Consider the following 23,283-nt stretch of genomic DNA (forward strand, 5'->3'; position numbering starts at 1 on the left):
CGGCTCCAACCCCAGGCAAAGCAGTACGCACAAGATTTCCGTTCGTATTGAAACGATCCAAGTCCGACACAGTGGTTGGGCTCCCCGCCACCGCTCATCAAAGGAGATGTTCGTGAACCATCCCCCTCAAGACCGTCCGTTCGGCAAGGAAGACCCTCCGCGCAGCCGCAGGAGTCGCCTTTCCATGGGCACCAAAGCAGTCACAGCAGCCGTCGCCTCGGCGGCCATTGCCTTCACCGGGCTGCCGGCCGTCCAGGCAGAGACGTCACTGCCAGCTGTCGGCAGCGGATTCCGCTTCGACTTCGGCCCCGGCAGCACCGAAGCCGGCTACACCCACGTTGACGCCGGCACAGCGTACTCCGCCGCCGGCAGGTTCGGCTTTACGGACACCGCCGTCACCTCCGGCGTGGACCGCGGCACAGGCGACGCCCTCCGCTCTGACTTCGTCCAGGCGCAGGGCAGCAGCTTCCTGGTGGACCTGCCCAACGGCGACTACACCGTCAAGCTCATCGCCGGCGATGCCGCCGATGCAACCAATATCGCCATCACGGCGGAGAAGATGGCCAAGGTCCAGCACACGGACAAGGCGGCCGGCCAGTTCCTGGAGATGGAGTTCCCCATTTCGCTGGTGGACGGCCAGCTGAACCTGGATTTCAGCGGCTCGGCGGCCAAGATCAACTCGCTCGTGATTGCGGCCCGCGCTCCGCGGGCTGCCACCACGGACCCCGGCGTCTACCTTGCCGGGGACTCCACGGTCCAGACCTACGACGCCGGGTATGTCCCGCAGGCTGGCTGGGGCCAGATGATTGACCGCTTCTTCGATGACAAGGTGGCCTTCAGGAACCACGCCATCGGTGGCCGAAGCTCCAAGAACTTCATCAGCCAGGGACGGCTGGATGACATCCTGCGGGTCATCAACCCCGGCGACTACCTCATGGTGCAGTTCGGCCACAACGATGCCACCATCGGCGTGGATGACCGCTACGCCTCCCCGGCGGACTACAAGGAATACCTGCGCACCTACGTCGACGGTGCCCGGCAGCGCGGCGCCACCCCCGTGCTCGTCACCCCGGTGGGGCGCCGCGACTTTGACGTCGCCACCGGCAAATTCAATGTCAGCTTCCCCGAGTACGTCGCCAAGATGCAGGAACTGGCCACCGAGGAGAACGTGGCCCTGGTTGATCTGTCCGCCCTGAGCCGCGCCTACTACGACGCCATCGGCCCCGAGGACACCAAATCGGTCTTCCTGCACGTCGACGCAGGCGTGTATCCGAACCGGCCCACCGGCACCGTGGACAACACCCACTTCCAGGAGTACGGCGCCATTCAGATAGCCCGCCTGATCGCCGGCAGCGTGAAGCAGCTCAGCCTGCCGTTGGCCGCGCACGCGCTGGAGGTCACTCCGCCGTCGGCCGTTCCCGCCAAGCCGCAGGGTCTGGTGGCCGGAAGTGTCTCCAATGCCGGCGCGCTGCTCAAGTGGCAGCCCGTTGACGGTGCGGACATCTACAAGGTCTACCGGAAACTCGCATCCGAACCGGACAGCTCCTGGACACTGGCCACTACGGCCACCGTCCCCACGGCCAACTTCACCGGGCTCGACGAAGGCACGGCGTATAACGTGCGCGTCGCCGCCATGAACGGCAAGGGGCTGTCCGAGCCCAGCGACACCCTGACCGTGACCACCAAGGAAGCCAAGTACCGCTTCGACTTCGGACCGGTCGGAGCTCCCCTGGAGGCCGGCTACACCGAGGTCAACCGGACCATGGCCTACACGGCCGAGCGGGGCTTCGGGTTCAAGGACATCAGCGTCCTCAGCGACCGCGACCGCGGCGCCGTGACCACCAACCTGCTGCGCGACTTTGTGCTCAGCGGCGCCAGCTTCGAATTCCAGCTCGACGTCCCGAACGGCACCTACGCCCTGAAGACTTACCACAGCGACTGGATCGGCTCCACCCGGACCGACGTCGCCGCGGAAGGCACGGCTTTTGGCACCGTCACTTCCAGCAAGGCCTCGTCCGCGACCAAGATCATCAACCAGGTCCTGGTGTCCGATGGCCAGCTGAACCTCACCATCAGCGGCTCGGGCCAGCGGCTTAACGGCCTCGAGATCACACCACTGCTCGTGGGCCCCACCAACCTGCACACCACAGCCGTGGATGCCGGCGCTGAACCGCCGGCTGTTGACCTCGCCTGGGATGCGGTGGGAGACGCCGCCAGCTACAAAGTGTTCCGGAAGACCTCTTTCGAGAGCGAGCCCCAGCTGATCGCTGCGAACGTCGCCTCCGCTTCGTTCCGCGACACCACCGCCTTTGCAGGCCTAAAATACCAGTACTTCGTCACGGCCGTGGACAACACCGGCCTGGAGTCGGTTGCGTCGAACACCGTAGAAGTAGCCCTCGTGGACCCGAACACTCCGGTGCCGGCGGCAACCGCCAAGCTGGACGTCAAGGCTGTTGAAAAGACCAGTGTGAGCCTTAAATGGCAGAAGGTCTCTGGCGCCGCCGCGTACCAGGTCTACCGCTCAACGTCCCCGGACGGGCCGTTCGGCTATGTTGGCCGGGCCGCCGAGGTGAACTACACCGACACCACGGTGCTGACCACTATCCGGTACTACTACCGCGTAACCACCGTAAACAAAGGCGGCGAATCCGCGCCGTCCGCCGTCATCGGGACCGAGAAAGTCACTGTGGTGAACCGGCAGATGGAGAAACTGGACCGGGCCCCCGTCGCGCTCCTGACCGGCGAAGGGGTCCGTGTTGGCTGGCGCATGTTAGGCCTTGATCCGGAGCAGATCGGCTTCCATGTCATCCGCGACGGCGTCCAGCTCACGGACAGCCCCATCAGGAACAGCACCACGTTCCTGGATGCCTCAGGAACCGCCTCCTCCAAGTACGTGATCAAGGCCGTGGGCAACGGCGGGGACCAGCTCACCGCCGAGTTCACGCCGCTCGCCCAGGACTACCTAGCTGTGAAGCTGGACAAGCCGGCCGACGATTACACCAAGGACGGCCAGCCCTACAGCTACTCCGCGGGCGATTCCACCGTTGCCGACGTCGACGGTGACGGTACCTACGAGATCATCCAGATGTGGTCCCCGTCCAACTCCAAGGACAACTCGCAGGCGGGCTACACCGGCACCGTCTACGTGGACGCCTACACGATGGACGGCACCAAGCTCTGGCGCATTAACATGGGACCGAACATCCGTGCCGGCGCCCACTACACGCAGCTCCTGGCCTACGACTTCGACAGCGACGGCAAGGCCGAAATTGCGATGAAGACGGCGGACGGCACCCGCGACGCCGCCGGCACCGTGATCGGAAACCCCACCGCGGATTACCGCAACAGCAGCGGCTACGTGCTGACCGGGCCGGAGTACCTGACGGTCTTCCACGGTGCCACCGGCACCGTCATGGACACCGTGGCCTACGATCCGCCCCGCGGTGATGTGGCGGCCTGGGGCGATGGCTACGGCAACCGCGTGGACCGTTTCCTCGGCGCTGTCGCCTACCTGGACGGGGAACACCCCTCCATGATGTTCAGCCGCGGCTACTACACCCGTACGGTGCTGGCCACCTACGATCTGGTGGGCGGCAAGATCATCAAGCGCTGGATTTTCGATTCGGACGTCGCTGGCGCCCAGTACCGCAGCCAAGGAAACCACAACCTCTCCGTGGCGGATGTGGACGCCGACGGCAAGGACGAGTTCATCTTCGGTTCCCTGACCATCGATGACAACGGCAAGCCGCTCTACAACACGGGGCTTGGCCATGGCGACGCGATCCACACAAGCGACCTTGACCCCACCAGGCCAGGACTCGAGACGTTCGCCGCCCATGAGGACATGGGTTCAAGCGGCAACAAGGGCGCGACGTTCCGCGACTCCCGGACCGGCGAAGTCCTCTGGAGCATCCCGGCCGTCAAGGACACCGGGCGTGCAGCGGCCGGCGACATCGACCCCCGTTACACCGGGGCCGAAGGTTGGGCCATCGGCGGCGACGCAGCCTGGAACTCCCCTGTGGGTGAGCTCCGGTCGGCCAAGGGCGAACTGATCGCCAACAACATCCCTGCCGCCAACTTCCTGGCGTGGTGGGACGGCGACCTGCTCCGCGAGATCGTAGACCACGACTGGGACGCCACCACCAGCAAGGGGACGCCCAGTATCTCCAAGTGGAACTGGGAGACCGGGTCCAGCGACCGGATCCTGACGGCCGCCGGATCGAAGTCAAACAACGGCACCAAGGGAACCCCTGCCATCCAGGCGGATCTCCTCGGTGACTGGCGTGAGGAAATTGCGTGGCCGTCGTCGGACAGCACCGAACTGCGGATCTACACCACCACCGCCGGTACTGATGTGCGGCTCCGTGCCCTGATGCATGATCCCGTGTACCGGCAGTCGGTTGCGCGCGAGAACATCGCATACAACCAGCCGCCGCACCCCAGCTTCTTCATCGGGGTGGGCATGGAACTGCCGGCGCAGCCGGATATCACCTACACCGGCGCAAAGTAGGCAACAGCAGCCGGCAATCCACAGACGGAACTGCCCTGTCCGCCCACAAAGGGCGGGTGGGGCAGTTCCTGTTGCGGATATGTGTCAGCCCCGACCCTCCGGTAACACTGCGTCTCAGTAAGATCGCAGCATGACTGAGACCGCAGCCAACTCCGTAACCCTCCGCTTCCTGGCCGCCCCGATGGATGTGGGCCACAGCGGTTCGGTGGACGCCGGAACCGTCCTGGAATGGGTGGACAAGGCTGCCTACGCTGCTGCCGTGGGCTGGGCCAAGGCCTACTGCGTCACCGCCTACGTGGGCAACATCCACTTCGCGGACCCGGTGAACAGCGGCGACATGGTGGAGGTGGAAGCCACCATCGTCTACACAGGACGGTCCTCCATGCACATCCGGACCGTCGTCTCGTCAAGCGATCCCAAGGGCGGACCGGCCACAATGCGCAGCCAGTGCATGGTGATCTTTGTGGCGGTGGGCGACGACGGCAAGCCGATACCGGTCAAACAGTTCGAACCGGCCACTGCAGCGGAAATCGAACAACGGGACCACGCGCTGGCGCGGATCAAGGTCCGTGAACGCATTGTCGAAGCCATGAACGCCCAGGAATATACCGACGCCGGGACCGCCGAACGCGTGACACTGCGGTTCGTGGCCGCCCCCACGGACGTGAACTGGGGCGGGAAAGTGCACGGCGGAATCGTGATGAAATGGATCGACGAAGCCGCCTACGTCTGCGCATCCCGCTACTCCGGCATGGACACCGTGGCGGTCTTTTCCGGCGGCGTGCGCTTCTACCGGCCCCTGCTGATCGGCCATGTAGTGGAGGTCGAGGCCAGGCTGGTTTACACCGGGACCAAAGGCATGCACATCGCCGTACACGTGCGCTCCGGAGATCCGAAGGGCAAGGAACTGAACCTCACCACATATTGCCTCACGGTGATGGTGGCCCGCGACGCCGACGGTAACTCAGTGCCCATCCCCAGTTGGGTACCGGTCTCGGCAGAAGACATGCGGCTGCATGCCCACGCCCGCGAACTGCTCGAAATCCGTGGCACCGCCCCGGGAAACCGGCTGCCCAACCACCTGCTGGGGCCGATCTAAGCGACCAGGAAGCCTTGCTCAGGCAGGTTAAGCCTCCCAGCCCCTGGCAGGAACCGGCCTAGAAGCCGCTGCCGCCGGCGTCGGCCGCCATGTTGGCGAAGCGCGAGTAGTGACCCTGGAAAGCCACCACGATGTCCTTGGTGGGGCCGTTACGGTGCTTGGCGATCAGGATGTCCGCCTCGCCCGCACGCGGGGATTCCTTGTCATAGACGTCCTCACGGTGCAGCAGGATAACCATGTCCGCGTCCTGCTCGATGGAGCCTGATTCACGGAGGTCAGAGACCATGGGCCGCTTGTCCTGGCGCTGCTCGGAGCCACGGTTGAGCTGGGACAGGGCGATGACGGGGACCTGGAGTTCCTTCGCCAGCAGCTTGAGCGCACGGGAGAACTCGGAGACTTCCTGCTGGCGTGACTCCACTTTCTTGCCGGAGCTCATGAGCTGCAGGTAGTCCAGGATTACAAGCTTCAGGTCATGCTGCTGCTTGAGGCGGCGGCACTTGGCCCTGATCTCCATCAGCGACATGTTCGGGCTGTCATCGATGAACAGCGGGGCATCATTCATCCGGCCCATGGTGGTGGCGATCTTGGACCACTGTTCATCCTTGATGGTGCCCTTGCGCAGGTCCTGCAGGCCGATGGTTGCCTCGGCGGACAACAGGCGCATGGCAATTTCGTTCCGGCCCATTTCGAGCGAGAACATAACCGTGGCCAGGTTGTTCTTGATGGCCGCCGAGCGGGCGAAGTCCAGGGCGAACGTGGACTTACCAACTGCCGGGCGGGCGGCGATGACGATCATCTGTCCCGGGTGCAGCCCGTGGGTGAGTTCGTCGAGTTCGTAGAACCCGGTGGGCACACCGGTCATGCCTTCCCCGCGGTGTCCGGACGCTTCGATCTCGTCCACCGTGGCTTCCATGACGTCCTTGAGAACTACGTAGTCCTCTGCCGTGCGCCGCTCCGCCACAGCGTAAACCTCGGCCTGCGCCTGGTTGACCAGGTCCTCCACCTCGCCGTCCGAACCGTAACCGAGCTGGACGATCTTGGTGCCCGCGTTGACCAGCCGCCGCAGAATGGCACGCTCGGCCACGATCTCGGCGTAGTAGCCGGCATTGGCGGCCGTGGGGACGGTCTGGATGAGCTCGTGCAGGTAGGCGGGCCCGCCGATCCTGTTGATCTCCGCGCGTTTGGTCAGTTCGTCCGAGACGGTGACGGCATCTGCCGGCTCACCGCGGCCGTAGAGGTCGATGATCGCCTCGTAGATGGTCTCGTGCGCCGGCCGGTAGAAGTCCTGGCCCCTAAGGATTTCCACAACGTCCGCGATGGCATCCTTGGACAGCATCATGCCGCCGAGGACCGACTGCTCGGCGGGAATGTCCTGTGGTGGTTTACGGCTGCCTTCTGATCCGCGGGTACCCTCGATCGAGTCCAGGTGCGTTACTGACAAAGCTGCCGTCCTCCATAGTGTGCCGCGTCATAGTGCGACGAGTAAGTCATTTACCTGCCGGGTGCCATCCTGCGGGACCTCCACGGGACGGCATACGTTCAGGTCTATCAGCAGCCCCCGACAATGAAGCCCGGCGGCCCGACTGACGCCTGCGCAACCTGGAGTCTGCGCAGCGCGCGTGGGAGTTATCCCCATGTTCCGCAAGTTATCCACAGAATGCGCCGCAACGGCCGGGCCGAAGGCCTCCACTGCGACGACGGCACACGTACGCGACGGCGTTACATCGCCCCAAAAGCAGGTATCCCGCAACGGTAGCCCCCACCGTCCCAACGTCCAAGCCCGCCGACCCGGAGGCCTGTGGATAACCTGTGCACTAACCGGCATAGCTTGTGCACAGCCTGTGGGTGAACCTGTGGAAACTAAAAAACTTTTGCTACATATATCCATCTGACCTGCGAAAACGTTCGTTGAGCATGTGGACGAAATTCTTTTTTCCCCAACCTTCATCCACAGCTTGCGGCGCGGCGCTGTTGAAAGTTCCGCCCTTCCGGATGCCTCAGCCACCGATTCATGCCCTATTGGTGATGCGGCACACGCCGTCCGGCATATTTTGACGCCGCAGCGAATCGGCTGTATGCAACGGCAGGAATGTGCTGTGGATAACGGTCATCTGGCATAAGCTCTGACTATGGGCGACGTACTGATGGTTTTTCTGCCGGCCGGCGTGTTGGCGGCAATAATCTGGGCATTTACGACGGCCCTCAGACCGCGTGATGCCGGTACCTCCGACGCCGAGAAGTACCAGCAGGACCTGGCGAGGCGTTCCGCGGAGCACTATGCCGAGCAGGTGCGCGTGGCCACAGCCGTCCGCGCCCGGCTCGAAGCCAACACCCGGCCCAGCCAGAACGAACAGCAGCAATCGCAGCAGCAAGACCATGCCCGGGCGGCCCGGAGCGGGCAGTCTGGAGCGGGCGCCGGCCAGTATGGCTATGCGGCGCTGCCCGGCGGGATTCTGGACCCCCAGCTGGCAATGCAGTTGCAGACGATGGCGCACGACGGGCACAAGATCCAGGCCATCAAACTCCTCCGCCAGGCAACCCGCACCGACCTGGCCACAGCCAAAAAGTACGTAGATCGGCTTTAGAAATGGAATCGCTCGTGATCCCCGTTATTATCCTTGCGGTCGTGGCCGCCGGAGTCGCACTGGCAGCCCGGGCTGTCAGCAGGCGGCAGGCGTCTGTCAGTCAGGGAGGGACCGCCCCAGCGCAGGATCCGGCGGAGGTGGCACGCCTGGCCGCCGCCAAGCTCTCTGAGGACCAGCACCGCCGGCTATACGCGCTGATTGCCCAGGGACAGGCCATGGCGGCCATCAAGCTGTATTACGAGGCCACAGGAGACGGCCTGCGGGCTTCCCGGGACGCGGTGGGGGCCTTGGCCGCCCATCCGCAGGCCTACCGCAGCCCCGCCGCGGAAGAGTCAGAGGCGGAGCCCGACGACGACGACACTCCCCAGCGGTTCCCCTACCGCTACCGCGCCATTGCCAGTAAGGGCGACGTGACGCGTGAGGTCAGCAGCAACATGCTCAACGACGAGATCTACGGCCGCATCCGCACACTGGCGCGCAGTGGAGACACCGAAGGCGCCGCCACTGCCCTGACCAGGCACTCGGACATCTCCCTGAAGCAGGCACGCGAGTTCATCGCCCTCCTGGACGACTAAGCCACCCAGCCGCGGCACAGCGCGCCGCCCGGCTGTCAGAAGTCGAAAAGGTCTCCCAGCCAGCCTTCCTTCTTTTTGGGCCGACGGCGGTCGTAGTCTCGGTCATACCCGGGCTTGCTGTACTTCCGGTCGCCATCGCGCGTCTGCTCGTAGCGCGACTGGTCGAACCGGGGCTGTTCGCGGCGGGGTTCAAAGTTCGGATATAGCGGGGGCGGAACCGGAGCGGGCGCTGCTGCTGCACGCCGCGGCGTCGGAGCGCTGCCACCCATGGCATCGTTGGCGCGGTCAATGATCTTGTCCAGCTCTCCACGGTCCAGCCAGACGCCCCGGCACTGCGGGCAGTAGTCGATCTCAACGCCGCTGCGTTCGCTCATGATCAGGTCAATTGAATCCACAGGACACTTCATGTTCCGGTCAACGACCGGGGAAACCGAATAGTTCGGCAGCCTTGCCCCCCGGGGCGGACCGGGGCGGACCGGGGCGGACCGGCGCGGCTATAACGGACGGCCGGTTACGAGCGTCCGCCGGAAATGCCCGCCAGGAGCTGCTCGAACGTGAGGGACTCCAGGGCCGCCGGCTTGCGGCCGGGCTGATCCCCGGCCAGGAGGGCGGCAAACTCAGCCGCCGCACGGTCAATCCGCGACGATAGGGGCGAGCCGCCGTCGTCCGTGTTTCCCCAGTCCTGAGGGCCGGCGAAGACGGCCGTTGCCGCCATCCGGGTGCGCAGGTAGCTGAACAGCGGACGCATCGCGTACTCGAGGACCATCTGGTGGCGGTCTGTACCGCCGGTTGCGCCCAGCAGGACAGCCTTCCCGTCCAGGGACTTCGGGTCCAGGACGTCTATGAAGGACTTGAACAGGCCGCTGTAGGAGGCGCTGAACACCGGGCTGACGGCAATGATGCCGTCGCTTGCCTCCACTCCGGCAATGACTTCCGCCAGGCGCGGGGCCGCATAGCCGGTGACGAAATTGTTGGCGATGTCCACCGCGAGGTCGCGGAGCTCAATGACCTCAACCGTCACCTCGAAACCGGCATCGGCAAGCCGGTGCTCTGCGGCTGCAGCGAGCTGGTCGGCGAGCAGCCTGCTCGAGGATGGCACTCCCAGGCCGGCGGACAGAACGGTGATGCGGCGGGTTTCCACTTGGACTCCTGAGGTTCGATACAGCCAATGTTACATGTATTTGCATGTACCTGAGTGAACCGGCTTCTGCCCGCGTTTATTCCACTGCCGCTAGAGCAGCACTGTGCCGCTGATGCACGTAGTGGAATTGCCGCCAACCCAGATGTCTTCGCCGACAGCGTCTATATGGACGCGCCCCGCGCGGCCCAGCACGGTGCCCTGCGCGGCCGTATATGTGGACGGCGCCCGGCCGCTGCCGATCAGCCATTGCGCAGCGCCCGCGTTGAAGCTCCCCGTGACGGGGTCCTCGTCCGCAGCATCCCCCGGGATGAAAGTCTGGACCTCAAGATCGGTTCCGGCGTCCGCAGCATGCGGCCCGATCACACCCACTTTCAGGCCGGCCAAAGCGGCGAAGTCCGGCCTGATGCCCAGCACCTGCCCGGCGGACTCCAGGAGCACGCCGATCCATTCTGGGCCGTTGACCAGCCAGGAGGCGTCCAGCAACGCCGGGCGGGGCAGGCGAAGGCCTGCGGCGATCCGAGCAATGTCCGCCTCCGCCACGGGTCCGGAGCGCGTCAGCGGCGGCGCATTCCTGGACCAGGACCCCGCCCTGCTTCGGGACGCCACTGGCCTCGAGCCACGCATGCGCCGACCCCAGCGTGGGGTGCCCGGCAAAGGGGAACTCCTCGTGGGCGGTGAAGATGCGGACGCGGTAGTCGGCATCGGGATGTGTCGGAGGCAGCAGGAAGGTGGTCTCCGAAAGGTTCGTCCAGTTCGCGAACCGCTGCATTTGTTCCGTGCTGAGGCCCCCGGCGTCAAGAACCACTGCGAGCGGATTGCCCCGGTAGGGTTCGTCCGTGAATACGTCCACTTGGGTGAACGGACGACGGCGGCGCGCGGGGGATGAATTCTGGCTCACCGCCGCAGGCTATCACCCCGGGCGGCCTGGCTGACAAGTGGGCCGTGCTCTGCGAGACTTCCGGCATGACGGAAAACAAGACCCAGGCAACGGGCGCGTCAGTGGAAGAATTCCTGGCCGGCGTGGAGCACCCCGTACGGCGCGCTGATGGCTTGGCACTCCTGGACCTCATGCGGGACATCACCGGCCAGGAAGCCGTCATGTGGGGTCCGACGATGGTGGGATTCGGCAGCTACCACTACAAATACGAAAGCGGGCGGGAGGGCGATGCGCCCGCCGTCGCATTCTCACCTCGCAAGGCGAACCTGGTGCTGTACGGCCTCACGTATGGACCCGACGCCGACCGGCTGCTTCCCGAACTCGGCAACCACAAAACGAGCGTAGCCTGCCTCTACATCACCAAGCTCGACGACGTGGACCGTGCCGTCCTCGCGGAGATGATCCGGGCCGGATACCACCACGTCATGACGGAGCTCCACCAGCATTGACAGAGCAACGCGGGGTCACTCTTGGCCCGATAAACCTGCCCCGGGGGGCCGTAACTGACCCCGCGTTGGGTAAAAGCAAAAACCCCCGCTGCCGGTGACGGCAACGGGGGTTTTCGTGCAGTTTTAGGCTGCGTGGCCGGAAAGGCTACTTGCCTGCTACTACGTTGAGTTCGATCACAGCGGCAACGTCAGCGTGGAGGCGGACGTTGGCCTGGTAGGAACCAACCGATTTGATGTGTGCCGGCAGTTCAACCTTGCGCTTGTCGATTTTGCCAAGGCCAGCGGCCTCAACAGCGTCGGCGACGTCGGCCTGCTTGACGGTGCCGAACAGGCGTCCGGTCTCGCCAGCCTTGACGACGAGCTTGACCGGCTTGGCGGAGAGTGCAGCGGCCTGCTTCTGAGCATCTTCCAGGGAAGCGTGCTCGCGGGCGGCGCGGGCAGTCTTGATGGACTCAACCTGCTTCTCGCCACCCTTCGACCAGGTCAGGGCGAAGTTGCGGGGCAGCAGGTAGTTACGTGCGTAACCGTCCTTGACCTCGACAACGTCGCCAGCGGCACCGAGACCGGTTACTTCGTGGGTCAGAATGAGCTTTGCCATGTTAGTCAGTCCCTTCCTTAGCCGCGGCCAGCGCCGGAGTAGGGCAGCAGTGCAACTTCGCGGGCGTTCTTGATTGCCTGGGCGATTTTGCGCTGTTCCTGCACCGTGACGCCAGTGACGCGACGGGCGCGGATCTTTCCGCGGTCGGAGATGAACTTGCGCAGCAATGCTACGTCCTTGTAGTCGATGACAGTGATGTCAGCGGCCTTCAAGGGGTTGGACTTTGGTTTGGGCTTACGGAGTTCAGCCTTAGCCATCGTGGAGCTCCTATTCTATGGAGCCCGTGGATGTTGATCCACGGGATGGTGGTGGTCCGACGGCGGCAGTCACGTCAGGTGCCTTGCGGCACCTTCGGCGGTCCCGGCGTCGGGCCTAAATGATTGGTTTAGAAGGGAGGTTCGGAATCGGGGCCGTTGCCCCAGCCGCCGCCCGCGTTGGAGACACCGGGCGTTGCCCAGGGATCCTCCTGCGCTGCAGCCTGCTGGTTGCCGCCACCGAAGCTTCCACCGGAGTTGCCGCCCTGGTTTCCACCAGAGTTGCCGCCTCCGAAGCCACCGCCGCTGTTGCCGCCGCCGAAGCCACCTTGTCCACCCTGTCCGCCGGAGCGCTGGGTGCGGTTGACCTTGGCATTGGCGTAACGCAGGCTCGGGCCGATTTCATCGACTTCGAGCTCGATAACGGTGCGCTTTTCGCCTTCTTTTGTTTCGTAGGAACGGCTCTTCAAACGGCCGGAAACGATCACGCGCATGCCCTTGGTCAGGGACTCGGCGACGTTCTCGGCTGCTTCACGCCATACCGCTGCGCGGAGGAACAGGGTTTCCCCGTCCTTCCACTCATTGGACTGGCGGTCAAAGGTGCGCGGGGTGGAAGCGATGGTGAAGTTCGCTACTGCCGAACCTGACGGTGTGAACCGCAATTCCGGGTCATTGGTGAGATTACCGATGACCGTAATGGTGGTTTCGCCTGCCATCTACTGCCTCCTTGTTCGATCCTGGGTGAAGAATTCGATCCTGCGGGTAAAGAATGAAAATCGGAGCTGAATTACTCAGCAACAACCTTCTGCTCTTCGGGGCGGGTGATCTTGGTGCGCATGATGGTCTCGTTAAGAGACAGCTGGCGGTCAAGTTCCTTGGCGGTGTCCGGCTTGGCGGTGAAGTTCACCACGGCGTAGATACCTTCGGACTTCTTCTTGATTTCGTAAGCCAGTCGACGACGGCCCCAGATGTCAACCTTTTCGATGGTTCCACCATCGTTGGTGATGACGTTCAGGAACTTCTGAAGCGACGGCTCAACGGTACGCTCTTCGACCTCGGGGTCGATGATTACCATCAATTCGTAAGGACGCATATGTGAACCCACCTCCTTTGGGCTAAGCGGTTACGGCATTTCCGTAACAGGAGGTTCATTTGCGATGCTGTGCGATGCCCGGCCAACAGAACGGAGGCAGGGCGCAGCACAGACTTCAATATCTTAGTGCATTTGGACCGGATAGGCGATTCGCGCTTGACTCAAGGCTAGGCGACGTCGCCCGGGGCCGGAAGCCGGGATGCGCGTATGTGGATAACTTTTCCAAGTGGAGGATGGCCCGAAAATGAGTACTCAGGCGCCGGGACTTCGCTGGTGCAGGAACATGGCGGGAGCTATATTGCTATCCAACGGCTGGGTACCGTACTGGACGCAATGATGCGGCCAGCAAATCCGGCCCGCACGGTCACCACTCTGACCGGACGGGCCACGTCAATGATGAAATGCAAGCAGCGGTGGTCTCCTTCGATGATCGGATGGGGACCCCATGTCGTTAATAGGCAGAACCAAGGAGTTGGACCGGATCCTCTCAGTGATCCGCAAGCCCAAGGAGTCCGCCCTGGCGATTGTGGGGCGGCACGGCATGGGCAAGTCCGCGCTTCTGTCCGAAATCCCGCGTTTGTCGGACTACCGGACCGTTGTCCTGCGGGCCTGCGCATCTGAATCGGACTGGCCACTGTCCGGCCTGACCGCACTGTTGAACGGCATCGACGATCCCGTTCTCAGCCGGTTCGCGGACGAACTGCTGCGGGACTCTACCGGCGCCATGGACGTCCCCACGGTGTCCACCATGCTGCTGAACGGACTTCACCAGCGCTCATCCTCACGGACCATCATTGTCATTGACGACGCAGACCAGCTGGATCCCAGCAGCCAGGCTGTGATCGGTTTTCTGGCCCGCAGGCTGTCCGGTACTGACATTGCCCTGTTCATCAGCGTGCGCGAAGAGTCTGCGGACAGCCCGTTCGACAGCCTCCCCACCCTTCACCTGACGGCCCTGGACTACAACGACACCGTCCGGATGCTGGAATCGATACCGGCGCGGCAGTCCGCCGCGATGGCCGTACACGCAGTTGCCGCAGCAACCCAAGGCAACCCGCTGGCCGCCGTCGAACTTTACACCTGCCTCCTGGAGCGCCACGCCGAAGGGAAATACGCCCTCCCCATTCCGCTGCCCTGCAAGGGAAGCTTTGAATCGGAATTCGCCGCGACGGTGGGTGCGCTCACCCCGCCCGCCCGGCATGTACTCGATCTGATGTCGCTGTCCTGCCGAAGCGACATCGCAGTACTCGAGAAGGTGTACGACGAACTGTGGACAGGCGTGGATGAGCTGCTGGCCAGCGGCATGGTCAGCCGGTCAGGACCGCACCTGCGGATCCGGGACCAGCTGCTGCGAGGCTACGTCTTTGCCGCGATGACACCGGCCGTCCGGACGGCCAACCACCGCGCCCTTGCGGAGGCAGCGGGCGATACGGACCCGCATTCGCGCCGGTGGCATCTGAGCTTTACGGCGCTGGAACGCCAGACGCCGTTCGGCCTCCTCCGGTATGCCGTTGACCTGATCCGGGACGGCGAGGTGTCCTTCGCTGTGGAGTTTGTCGAGCGGGCGCTCACCATCAATCCCTGGGAAGCAGAAACTGCGGCCCGGCTGACTACGGTTGCGGAACTGCTGTTCAACCGGGGTGAATTCGTCTTTTCCAAGAGGTACCTGGACTGGGCGCAGCGGGTCACCCGCAATCCGGCCCTGATACTCCGGCTGACCGGCCTCGCCTTCGAAATCCAGTTCATGCAAGGTGCCGCTGTGCGGCCCAGCATGGTGCTGCGGCTCGTCAAGGAATTCGGCCAGCACGACCCTGCCTACGCAGCCACCCTTTTGTCCGTCGGTTCCCTCTACTACGCAGAGCGGTGGGAGCTGGAAGACGCCCTTGGCCTGCTTCGACATGCCGAAAACTTCAAGGACGCCGCCTCGAAGGACTGCCTCGCGGTGGCAGAGCGTGCCAGGCTCCTGATCGATGCCATCAGCGGAAACACCGAACGCCTGACGCGCAAACATGATGCAAGCGACGGAACTGTGGCCGCACTGCTTGTGCAGGGGCGCGCCCTGAGCTACGCCGAGCACCATGAACCCGCCCAGGAGGCTTTCGCGATAGTGCGGAACGCCGTTGACGCCAGCAATATCAACTGGCGGGAAACCGCAGACTACCTCGCCGTGGACAATGAGATCCGCGCGGGAAATGTCCGGAAGGCCATCCGACTCATCGACGACCTGGAAGTCAACGAACGCGAAACCAAATACCATCGCGGCATGCGGCATATCTTCCGCGTGTGGCGGGCACACTCCCTCGGTGATGAGGCGCTGGCGCAGCACTGTGTTGCCGAGGCCCAGCATTTCGCCGGAGCGGACAGCCACCGGGCCATCACCGCCCAACTGGCGGCCTGCCAGGGCCACTTCGCGTTGATGCGGGGCAACTTGGCGGAGGCGTTCGCCCAGTTGTCACGCGCCGCGGAGATCGGCATGGCGTTCGCCAATCCCGCACTGCTCCGCAGCGAGGCTGACCTGGTGGAAGTTCTGGTCCGGATGGGCCGTCACCGCGAAGCAACCCAGGCCCTGTACCGCCTCGAGAGCCGCTCCGTGGGGCTGAGGTCTCCCTGGCTGCTCACCGTGGTGGCCCGCAGCCGGGCCATGCTCGCCGACGGGGAGCAGTCGCTTCAGCTGTTCAGCCAAGCACTTGAGAGCAGGGGTTCCCGCGATTCAGTGTTTGAACGCGCCAGGACTCTGCTGTGCTATGCGGAGCGGTTGGGCGCCTTCGGCCGGCGGCGTGATGCCAGGGACGGCCTCATGCGCGCAAAAGTGATGTTTGACGAGGCCGGCGCCGATGCCTGGACCCAGCATATTGATTCCCTCCTGCTCGACGAACGCGTGGAACCGTCGCGAACAGTGGGTAACCCCGCCATGCTGGTGCTCGCCGACCACGAACGCGCCCTCGCCAAGATGGTGGCCCGCGGCATGCGCAACAAGGAGATCGCCGGGACGCTTTACGTGTCCGTGCGGACCGTTGAAGTGCGCCTCACGGCGATCTATCGCAAGCTGGGCGTGGAGTCCCGCGCGCAGCTGACAGCCCTGGCCGCGGGCAAGGACGCCCCTGCCCGCGAGGCGTACGTCCTGCCTGTTCCGTAAGGCAACCCTGCAATTTGCAGATACCCGCAGTATCCACACTGTTCCCTTACCGCACCCACAAACGCCCTCCGTTTCCCCGTTACAGGGGTCAGTTCCCGGCTAATTTTGCATCACGGCCAGAGCCAGAGCGGACATGCCGGGAAGGGGACATCATGGCGGAAATTCCAGTAACCCGGACCCGGCGTGCAGGCTTCGACTGGCCAGTTGCTTCCGTTGCTGCACAGCGGACCGCAACTTCGCCGTTAGCGGGAGCAGAGGCCGCAGGAACCCGGTTCCTGCTCCCGCGAGCGGTTTCCCCCGCAACACCGGGCCGCAAGGCCGGGACAGCGTGGATCGCAACGCACGTCAATCTTCTGCGTTTCACCGACTCGCTCATGGTGTCGGGAGCGGTCCTCGTTGGCTACCTCCTCTCCAGCATCGGATTCGCCCCCGGCGTCGAAAATGACAAGGGAGGCGTCCTCACCGCCGCCCTGGTGACGCTGCTGTGGGCCACGGCCCTGGAAATCTACCGGACACGCGACTCCAAGGTACTCGGCGTCGGTGCGGACGAATACAAGCGGGTCGCCTCGGCCACGCTGCGCGTCTTTGGCCTGATGGCCATCAGCGCAGTGGTGCTCTCCGTTCATGGGGGAACCGCCTTCGTCACCGTCTCGCTGCCGTTGGGACTGCTGGCCCTGACAGGAAACCGTTGGGTATTCCGCCGCCGGCTGACCAGGGAAAAGGCGTACGGCCGCCACCTCTCAAAGGCCATTGTGGTGGGGGAACCGGAGGACGTCCGCTACGTTGTGCAGCAGGTGGCCAAGAAATCCGGCCCGGTGTACAAGATCCTGGGCGTCTGCCTTCCCGGGGCCAGGCGCGGGGGAAGCCTGCGCGCGGACGGCCTGCAATTCCCCGTTCTTTCCTCCACCGATGACATCGCCCGGACGGCGTGGCTGGTCGACGCGGACACGGTCATCGTTGCGGGGCCCCTGCCCGGCGGAAACAAGTTCATCCGTGAACTTGGCTGGAAGCTTGAAGAATGCGCCGCGGAAATGGTCTTGGCGGCAACCCTCACCAACGTTGCGGGTCCCCGCATCCACTGGCGGCCGGTTGAAGGCCTGCCCCTGATGCATGTGGATATTCCGCAGTACTCGGGCGCGAAGCATGTGCTGAAGAGGGTCATGGATGTGGCGATAGCGCTCGGCGCCCTCCTGGCGCTGTCGCCACTGCTGTTGGTGCTGGCCGTGATCGTGCGGCTGGACAGCCCGGGGCCGGTCCTTTTCCGCCAGGAGCGGGTGGGAAAGGACGGCAACACGTTCGGGATGTTCAAGTTCCGCTCCATGGTGGTGGACGCCGAAGCCCACCTGGCGGCACTGAATCAGCAGAACGAAGGCGCCGGCGTGCTGTTCAAGCTGCGGGACGATCCGCGGGTCACGCGCTGCGGGCGCTGGATGCGGAAGTACTCGCTCGATGAACTGCCGCAGCTCTGGAACGTGGTGCTCGCTGACATGAGCCTGGTGGGGCCTCGCCCGCCGCTGGCCCGGGAAGTCAATGGTTACGAACGCCATACCCACCGGCGCCTGCTCATCAAGCCGGGGATTACGGGCCTCTGGCAGATCAACGGCCGCTCGGACCTTTCCTGGGACGAGGCAGTGCGGCTGGACCTCTATTACGTCGAGAACTGGTCCATCGCGGGAGATCTTCTGATCCTGTGGCGGACCTTCCGCGCCGTCATCAGGCCCTCGGGTGCCTACTAACCACCTCACCAGGGAGAGAAACAAACATGAGAACGCCTAATCCTTTCCACATCCCCACCCACCGTCGGCCCACTCCGAAGCTGAAGATCGCCGTCGTCGGAGCCGGCTACTGGGGCCCTAACCTCGCCCGCAACCTGCAGGCAGGTCCCGACTGGGACCTGGTGGCCATCTGCGACCTGGACATTGAACGGGCCACCAGGCTGGCGGCGACGCTGGGTGACATTCCCGTCGTCGAGTCCCTGGACGAATTGCTGGACACCTTTGATGTGGATGCCGTGGCGATTGCGACGCCGGCCCGCACCCACCACGGGACTGTGATGACGGCGCTGCGCGCCGGCAAGCACGTCCTGGTGGAGAAGCCGCTGGCGGACAGCACGGCCCACGGACTGGAAATGGTGGCGGAGGCCGAGTCGAACGGCCTGGTGCTTATGGCGGACCACACGTACTGCTACACCCCGGCCGTACTCAAGATGCAGGAGCTGGTGCAGGCCGGCTCGCTGGGCGAAATCCTTTTTGTGGACTCCACCAGGATCAACCTGGGGCTGGTGCAGCCGGACGTGGATGTGTTCTGGGACCTGGCCCCGCACGACCTCGCGATCCTCGATTTTGTCCTTCCCGGCGGGCTGAACCCGGCCGAAGTCTCTGCGTTCGGCGCGGACCCGCTGGGGACCGGCAGGGCCTGCGTGGGGCACCTGAACTTCAGGCTTCCCAACGACGCCACCGCACACGTCCACGTGAACTGGCTGAGCCCCACCAAGATCCGGCAGATGGTGATCGGCGGCTCGCTGCGCACGCTTGTGTGGGATGACCTGAATCCGCAGCAGCGGCTGAGCGTGTACGACCGCGGCGTGAGCCTGGACCGGCAAGCCAAATCGGCGGGTGAGAGGAAGACCTCGGCCGTGTCCTACCGGCTGGGAGATACCTGGTCCCCGGCCCTTCCCGAACGGGAGGCACTAGGGCAGGTGGTGGAGGAACTGGCCTACTGCATCCACAACAAACGAGAGTCCCGCACGGGCGGCGCATCCGGACTGCGCGTCCTCTCAGTATTGGAAGCTGTCACCCGCAGCCTGAGCACGGACGGCCAGTCCTCTCCGGTGGAAGGCCACGGGCTTGCCGGTGCCGGCGTTGCGGGGACCAGGCTTGACGGTGCCGGCATCAAGCTTAAGGGCGTCCAGCTTGAAGGTGCACTGTGAGCGAGCTCCAGGGCGCCAACGTCCTGGTCACCGGCGGGGCAGGAACCATCGGCTCAACCCTGGTGGATGCACTCCTGGCCGCCGGCGTGAACCGGATTGATGTGCTGGACAACATGGTCCGCGGCCGCTTGGGAAACCTTGACGGGGCCCTGGAAAGCGGACAGGTTGAGTTGGTCATGGGGAGCATCTGCAACCGTGACCTGGTGCATGACCTCACCAAGGGCAAGGACCTGGTGTTCCATCAGGCAGCAATCCGGATAACCCAGTGCGCAGAGGACCCTCGGCTGGCCCTGGAAGTCCTGGTGGACGGGACGTTCAACGTTCTGGAGGCCGCCGCGGAGCACGACGTGGACAAGCTGATCGCCGCGTCCAGCGCTTCGGTCTACGGCATGGCGGAGGAATTTCCCACCACCGAACGCCACCACCATGCCAACAACGACACTTTCTACGGAGCCGCAAAATCCTTCAATGAAGGAATGGCCCGCAGTTTCCATGCCATGACCGGGCTGGACTACGTGTTGCTGCGCTATTTCAACGTCTACGGGCCGCGGATGGATGTCCATGGCCTGTACACAGAGGTCCTGGTCCGGTGGATGGAAAGGATCATGGACGGCCAACCACCGCTGATCTTCGGCGATGGACTGCAGACCATGGACTTCGTCTACACCTCCGACGTTGCCCGGGCCAATGTGCTGGCCGCCGCCAGCGATGTTGGCCGTGGTATTTATAACGTCGCCAGCGGCACCGAGACGAGCCTGCTGGAAATGGCGCAGGCGCTGCTCCGGGTCATGGACTCGGACCTGGCGGTGGAACACGGGCCGGCCCGCCTTGTTAACAGCGTGGTCCGCCGGCTGGCTGACACGTCGGCGGCAGCGCAGGATCTGGGATTCAAAGCAGAAGTGGAACTGGAAGAAGGACTCCGCGAACTCGTCAGTTGGTGGAAGCCGCTGCGCGCGGAGATTTCCGCGACAAGGAAAGTTGATGCCCGATGACTGCCGAAACAGCCCTTGCCCGGATCAATGTCATGAAGCCTTGGCTCGGCGATGAGGAAGCCCAGGCACTGGCCGAGGTGGTCGCCTCAGGCTGGGTAGCGCAAGGGCCCAAAGTCAAGGAATTCGAGCGTGACTTCAGCACCGCGCAGGAGGTGCGTCACGCCGTCGCGACCTCCAGCTGCACCACGGCACTTCACCTGGCGCTGATAGTGGCGGGCATCGGTCCCGGGGACGACGTGGTGGTGCCGTCACTGTCGTTCATCGCCACGGCCAACGCGGTGACCTACGTGGGGGCGCGGCCGGTGTTCTGCGACGTCGATCCGACCACCGGCAACGTGACCGCCGAGACCATCCACGCGGCCCTGACCCTCGACACCCGGGCCGTGATTGTGGTTGACCAGGGCGGGGTTCCGGTTGACCTGGACCCCATCCGCGAAGTCTGCGACCGGAACGAAATCACCGTGATCGAGGATGCTGCCTGCGCCGTCGGCTCCCAATACAAAGGCCGGCCGGTAGGCACCGGAGCTGACGTGGCGGTGTGGTCATTCCACCCCCGGAAGGTCCTCACCACCGGCGAAGGCGGCATGCTCACCACCAACAGGGCGGACTGGGCAGCGCGGGCGCGGACCTTGCGGGAACACTCCATGAGCGTCTCGGCGACGGAGCGGCACGGATCATTGCTGGCCCCACCGGAGGTCTATGTTGAAGCCGGCTTCAACTACCGGATGACTGACCTGCAGGGCGCCGTGGGGATAGTGCAACTGAAGCGGCTCGCCGCAGTGGTGGAGCGGCGTCGGGAAATCGCGGCGGCGTATGTCGCCGGGCTGGGGGGCCTGAACGGCCTGCGGTTCGTCGCAGATCCACCCTACGGCACCACCAACTTCCAGTCCTTCTGGGTTGAGGTCCTGCCGGGCTTTGGGACCAGCCGTGAGGGGCTGCTGTCGAGGCTGGCTGACGCAGGCATTTCGGCCAGGCGTGGCATCATGGCAGCGCACCGGCAGCCGGCATACCGCTGGCGGGATTCCGGCAACGCGAGGCTGCAGTACACGGAGCGTTTGACCGACAGGACACTCATCCTCCCGGTCTTCCACGAACTGGACACCGCCGGCATGAACCGTGTGATGAACACAATCCATTCCGCGGCGGTCGCCGGGGTGGGAACGTGAGCGAGCTGATCCTGATAGCGGCGAGCGGGCTGGCCCGCGAAGTGCTCGCCATGGTGCGCAGCAGCGGCCAGTACGACGTGGTGGGACTGCTCGATGACGATAAGGAAATGGCCGGCGTCACTGTCGACGGGGCGCCCGTCCTGGGGACCATCGACGACGCGCCCAAGTTCACCCACGCGTTTGTGCTCGTGTGCATGGGCTCCGGAAAGTCGCGGGAAGCGGTGGTGGACCGGCTCACCGCCATGGGGTTGCATGCGGCGCGGTACGCCACCGCCATCGACCCGTCGGTCCAGTGCCCGGAGGGGTGCCGGATCGGCCGGGGCAGCATCCTGCTGCGCAACGTCACGCTGACAGCGTCCGTTACCCTGGGCTCGCATGTGGTGGCCATGCCCTCGGTGACTTTCACGCACGACGACGACGTGGCGGACTTCGCCACGTTCGCGGCCGGCGTGTCGCTGGGCGGCGGAGTCCGGATTGGCCGGGCAGCATACTTGGGGATGAATTCCAGCGTCCGGGAACGGACGTCGGTGGGTGCGTACGCCACGGTAGGCATGGGCGCCGCCGTGCTCAGCAATGTTCCCGACGGCGAGACGTGGGTGGGCGTTCCGGCCCGCGAAATCGACGGAGAGGCGTTCCGCCACGGGAGCGGACGATGAGCGCGGGGGTGCCGGTTCGGGCGGACGCTTCGGTCCCGTTGGTGGATTTGGCGGCGCAGCAGAGGGACGTCCACAACGAAGTGATGGCGGGGCTGGCCGAGGTCTTCGCGGAGGCTTCCTTCATCGGCGGACCCGCCGTCGCCGGGTTCGAGGCGGCATACGCCCGTTTCCTGGGAGCCGGTCACTGCGTTGGGGTTGCTAACGGGACCGATGCGCTGGAACTCGCGCTCCGGGCCTCCGGTATTGGGGTCGGCGACGAAGTCATTCTCCCGGCCAACACGTTTATTGCAACGGCGGAGGCGGTGAGTCGGATCGGGGCCTTCCCGGTTCCTGTCGACATCGATCCTGAGTATCTTTTGATTGACCCGGACGCAGTGGCCGCCGCTGTTACATCCCGCACGCGGGCGATCGTCCCGGTGCACCTGTTTGGACAGACGGCCTTTATGGAGCGGCTGCTTCCGATTGCCTCCGCGTGCGGAGCTGTGATCGTCGAGGACGCCGCGCAGTCCCAGGGCGCCACCCGATTTGCCCGTTCCGCAGGGACTTTCGGCCTGGCGGCGGGGACCAGCTTTTATCCGGGCAAGAATCTTGGGGCAGCCGGCGATGCCGGTGCCGTGGTGACGGACGACGGCGACGTGGCGGCGCGGGTGCGGATGCTCAGCTCCCATGGCAGTTCGCAGAAGTACGTCCACGACGCCGTCGGATTCAACTCCCGCCTGGACGCGATCCAGGCAGTAGTACTGCGGGCAAAACTCGCAAAGCTTCCGGCATGGAATTCCCTGCGACGGGCCGCGGCAGATCGCTATGCGCGTCTGCTCGCTGACGTTCCCGGCGTAAAGATTCCGAGTGAAGCTCCCGGCAACGTGGACGTCTGGCATCTGTACGTGGTGCGCGTGGCTGAGCGGGACGCGGTGCTTGAGGCCCTGCACCGCTCCGGAATCCAAGCCGGAGTCCACTATCCGATTCCTTTGCATCTCAGTGGTGCCTACGCAGCCAATGGATTGGGAAAGGGCTCCTTCCCCGTAGCCGAAGCGGCTGCCGAGCGCATTCTTTCGCTGCCGCTGTTCCCGCACATCACGGCGGGGCAGCAGGAGCGGGTGGCGGAGGCGCTGGGAACGGCGCTCGTGGGCGGGAAATCATGACGGGCGACTCAACCACTCCTC

The 23,283-nt window shown here is 64.5% G+C and carries 19 protein-coding genes and 1 pseudogene; 12 read left to right on the forward strand and 8 right to left on the reverse strand.

All coding sequences use genetic code 11. The features are described from left to right. The first annotated feature begins 184 nt into the window (after positions 1–184). Positions 185–4,510 (forward strand): rhamnogalacturonan lyase family protein, encoded by a 4,326-nt coding sequence (locus ACZY0Q_RS18940; RefSeq protein ID WP_463919134.1) that lies wholly within the window; start codon positions 185–187, stop codon positions 4,508–4,510. Between the two features lie 130 nt (positions 4,511–4,640). Continuing rightward, on the forward strand, positions 4,641–5,609 hold the full coding sequence (locus tag ACZY0Q_RS18945) for an acyl-CoA thioesterase (RefSeq protein WP_463919136.1): 969 nt from the start codon (positions 4,641–4,643) through the stop codon (positions 5,607–5,609). Between the two features lie 58 nt (positions 5,610–5,667). Here ACZY0Q_RS18945 and dnaB read toward each other — a convergent pair whose 3' ends face one another. Further along, complete coding sequence (gene dnaB / locus ACZY0Q_RS18950) at positions 5,668–7,050, reverse strand: replicative DNA helicase (RefSeq protein WP_058930676.1); 1,383 nt, start codon at positions 7,048–7,050, stop codon at positions 5,668–5,670. A gap of 688 nt (positions 7,051–7,738) precedes the next feature. Here dnaB and ACZY0Q_RS18955 point away from each other — a divergent pair. Then, on the forward strand, positions 7,739–8,194 hold the full coding sequence (locus ACZY0Q_RS18955) for a hypothetical protein (protein WP_463919138.1): 456 nt from the start codon (positions 7,739–7,741) through the stop codon (positions 8,192–8,194). A gap of 2 nt (positions 8,195–8,196) precedes the next feature. Then, positions 8,197–8,769, forward strand: a complete 573-nt coding sequence (locus ACZY0Q_RS18960; protein ID WP_463919141.1) for a hypothetical protein — start codon at positions 8,197–8,199, stop codon at positions 8,767–8,769. 35 nt (positions 8,770–8,804) lie between these two features. Here ACZY0Q_RS18960 and ACZY0Q_RS18965 read toward each other — a convergent pair whose 3' ends face one another. From ACZY0Q_RS18965 to ACZY0Q_RS18975, 3 genes and pseudogenes are all read right to left on the reverse strand, one after another. Continuing rightward, complete coding sequence (locus ACZY0Q_RS18965) at positions 8,805–9,176, reverse strand: TFIIB-type zinc ribbon-containing protein (RefSeq protein ID WP_463919143.1); 372 nt, start codon at positions 9,174–9,176, stop codon at positions 8,805–8,807. A gap of 104 nt (positions 9,177–9,280) precedes the next feature. Continuing rightward, positions 9,281–9,910 (reverse strand): CE1759 family FMN reductase, encoded by a 630-nt coding sequence (locus ACZY0Q_RS18970; RefSeq protein WP_463919144.1) that lies wholly within the window; start codon positions 9,908–9,910, stop codon positions 9,281–9,283. Positions 9,911–10,000: 90 nt separating this feature from the next. Beyond that, a pseudogene (locus ACZY0Q_RS18975) lies at positions 10,001–10,808 on the reverse strand (PhzF family phenazine biosynthesis protein). Positions 10,809–10,873: 65 nt separating this feature from the next. Between ACZY0Q_RS18975 and ACZY0Q_RS18980 the strand changes: the two are divergent. Beyond that, entirely contained in the window at positions 10,874–11,296 is a 423-nt protein-coding gene (locus tag ACZY0Q_RS18980; protein WP_463919146.1) for a DUF1801 domain-containing protein, read from the forward strand. Between the two features lie 145 nt (positions 11,297–11,441). Here the strand turns inward: ACZY0Q_RS18980 and rplI are convergent, their stop codons facing one another. From rplI to rpsF, 4 genes are all read right to left on the reverse strand, one after another. Continuing rightward, positions 11,442–11,894, reverse strand: coding sequence for a 50S ribosomal protein L9 (gene rplI / locus ACZY0Q_RS18985; RefSeq protein ID WP_056341694.1), 453 nt, complete (start codon positions 11,892–11,894; stop codon positions 11,442–11,444). Between the two features lie 17 nt (positions 11,895–11,911). Next, positions 11,912–12,151 (reverse strand): 30S ribosomal protein S18, encoded by a 240-nt coding sequence (gene rpsR / locus ACZY0Q_RS18990; RefSeq protein ID WP_003800144.1) that lies wholly within the window; start codon positions 12,149–12,151, stop codon positions 11,912–11,914. Between the two features lie 128 nt (positions 12,152–12,279). Further along, positions 12,280–12,864: a single-stranded DNA-binding protein gene (locus tag ACZY0Q_RS18995; RefSeq protein ID WP_463919148.1), complete on the reverse strand. Its 585-nt coding sequence runs from the start codon at positions 12,862–12,864 to the stop codon at positions 12,280–12,282. Positions 12,865–12,935: 71 nt separating this feature from the next. Further along, positions 12,936–13,241, reverse strand: a complete 306-nt coding sequence (gene rpsF / locus ACZY0Q_RS19000) for a 30S ribosomal protein S6 (RefSeq protein ID WP_011693941.1) — start codon at positions 13,239–13,241, stop codon at positions 12,936–12,938. Positions 13,242–13,686: 445 nt separating this feature from the next. On the opposite strand from rpsF, the gene ACZY0Q_RS19005 reads away from it, so the two are divergent. The 7 genes from ACZY0Q_RS19005 (at position 13,687) to ACZY0Q_RS19035 (ending at position 23,262) form a co-directional block, all read left to right on the forward strand. Next, entirely contained in the window at positions 13,687–16,377 is a 2,691-nt protein-coding gene (locus ACZY0Q_RS19005; RefSeq protein WP_463919150.1) for a helix-turn-helix transcriptional regulator, read from the forward strand. A gap of 152 nt (positions 16,378–16,529) precedes the next feature. Further along, positions 16,530–18,113, forward strand: a complete 1,584-nt coding sequence (locus ACZY0Q_RS19010) for a sugar transferase (RefSeq protein WP_463919151.1) — start codon at positions 16,530–16,532, stop codon at positions 18,111–18,113. Between the two features lie 26 nt (positions 18,114–18,139). Then, positions 18,140–19,306, forward strand: coding sequence for a Gfo/Idh/MocA family protein (locus ACZY0Q_RS19015; RefSeq protein WP_463919153.1), 1,167 nt, complete (start codon positions 18,140–18,142; stop codon positions 19,304–19,306). After that, a complete protein-coding gene (locus tag ACZY0Q_RS19020; RefSeq protein WP_463919155.1) occupies positions 19,303–20,298 on the forward strand; it encodes an NAD-dependent epimerase/dehydratase family protein in 996 nt (331 codons plus the stop codon). Before ACZY0Q_RS19015 ends, ACZY0Q_RS19020 begins: the two co-directional genes overlap by 4 nt. Next, entirely contained in the window at positions 20,295–21,464 is a 1,170-nt protein-coding gene (locus ACZY0Q_RS19025) for a DegT/DnrJ/EryC1/StrS family aminotransferase (RefSeq protein ID WP_463919157.1), read from the forward strand. Before ACZY0Q_RS19020 ends, ACZY0Q_RS19025 begins: the two co-directional genes overlap by 4 nt. Beyond that, positions 21,461–22,120 carry an acetyltransferase gene (locus ACZY0Q_RS19030; RefSeq protein WP_463919159.1) on the forward strand — a complete coding sequence of 220 codons (660 nt, stop codon included), beginning with the start codon at positions 21,461–21,463 and terminating at the stop codon, positions 22,118–22,120. The genes ACZY0Q_RS19025 and ACZY0Q_RS19030 overlap by 4 nt, the downstream gene beginning before the upstream one ends. Next, positions 22,117–23,262 (forward strand): DegT/DnrJ/EryC1/StrS family aminotransferase, encoded by a 1,146-nt coding sequence (locus ACZY0Q_RS19035; protein WP_463919161.1) that lies wholly within the window; start codon positions 22,117–22,119, stop codon positions 23,260–23,262. The genes ACZY0Q_RS19030 and ACZY0Q_RS19035 overlap by 4 nt, the downstream gene beginning before the upstream one ends. Positions 23,263–23,283: the final 21 nt, after the last annotated feature.

The sequence above is a fragment of the Pseudarthrobacter lactosi genome, from assembly GCF_055412785.1.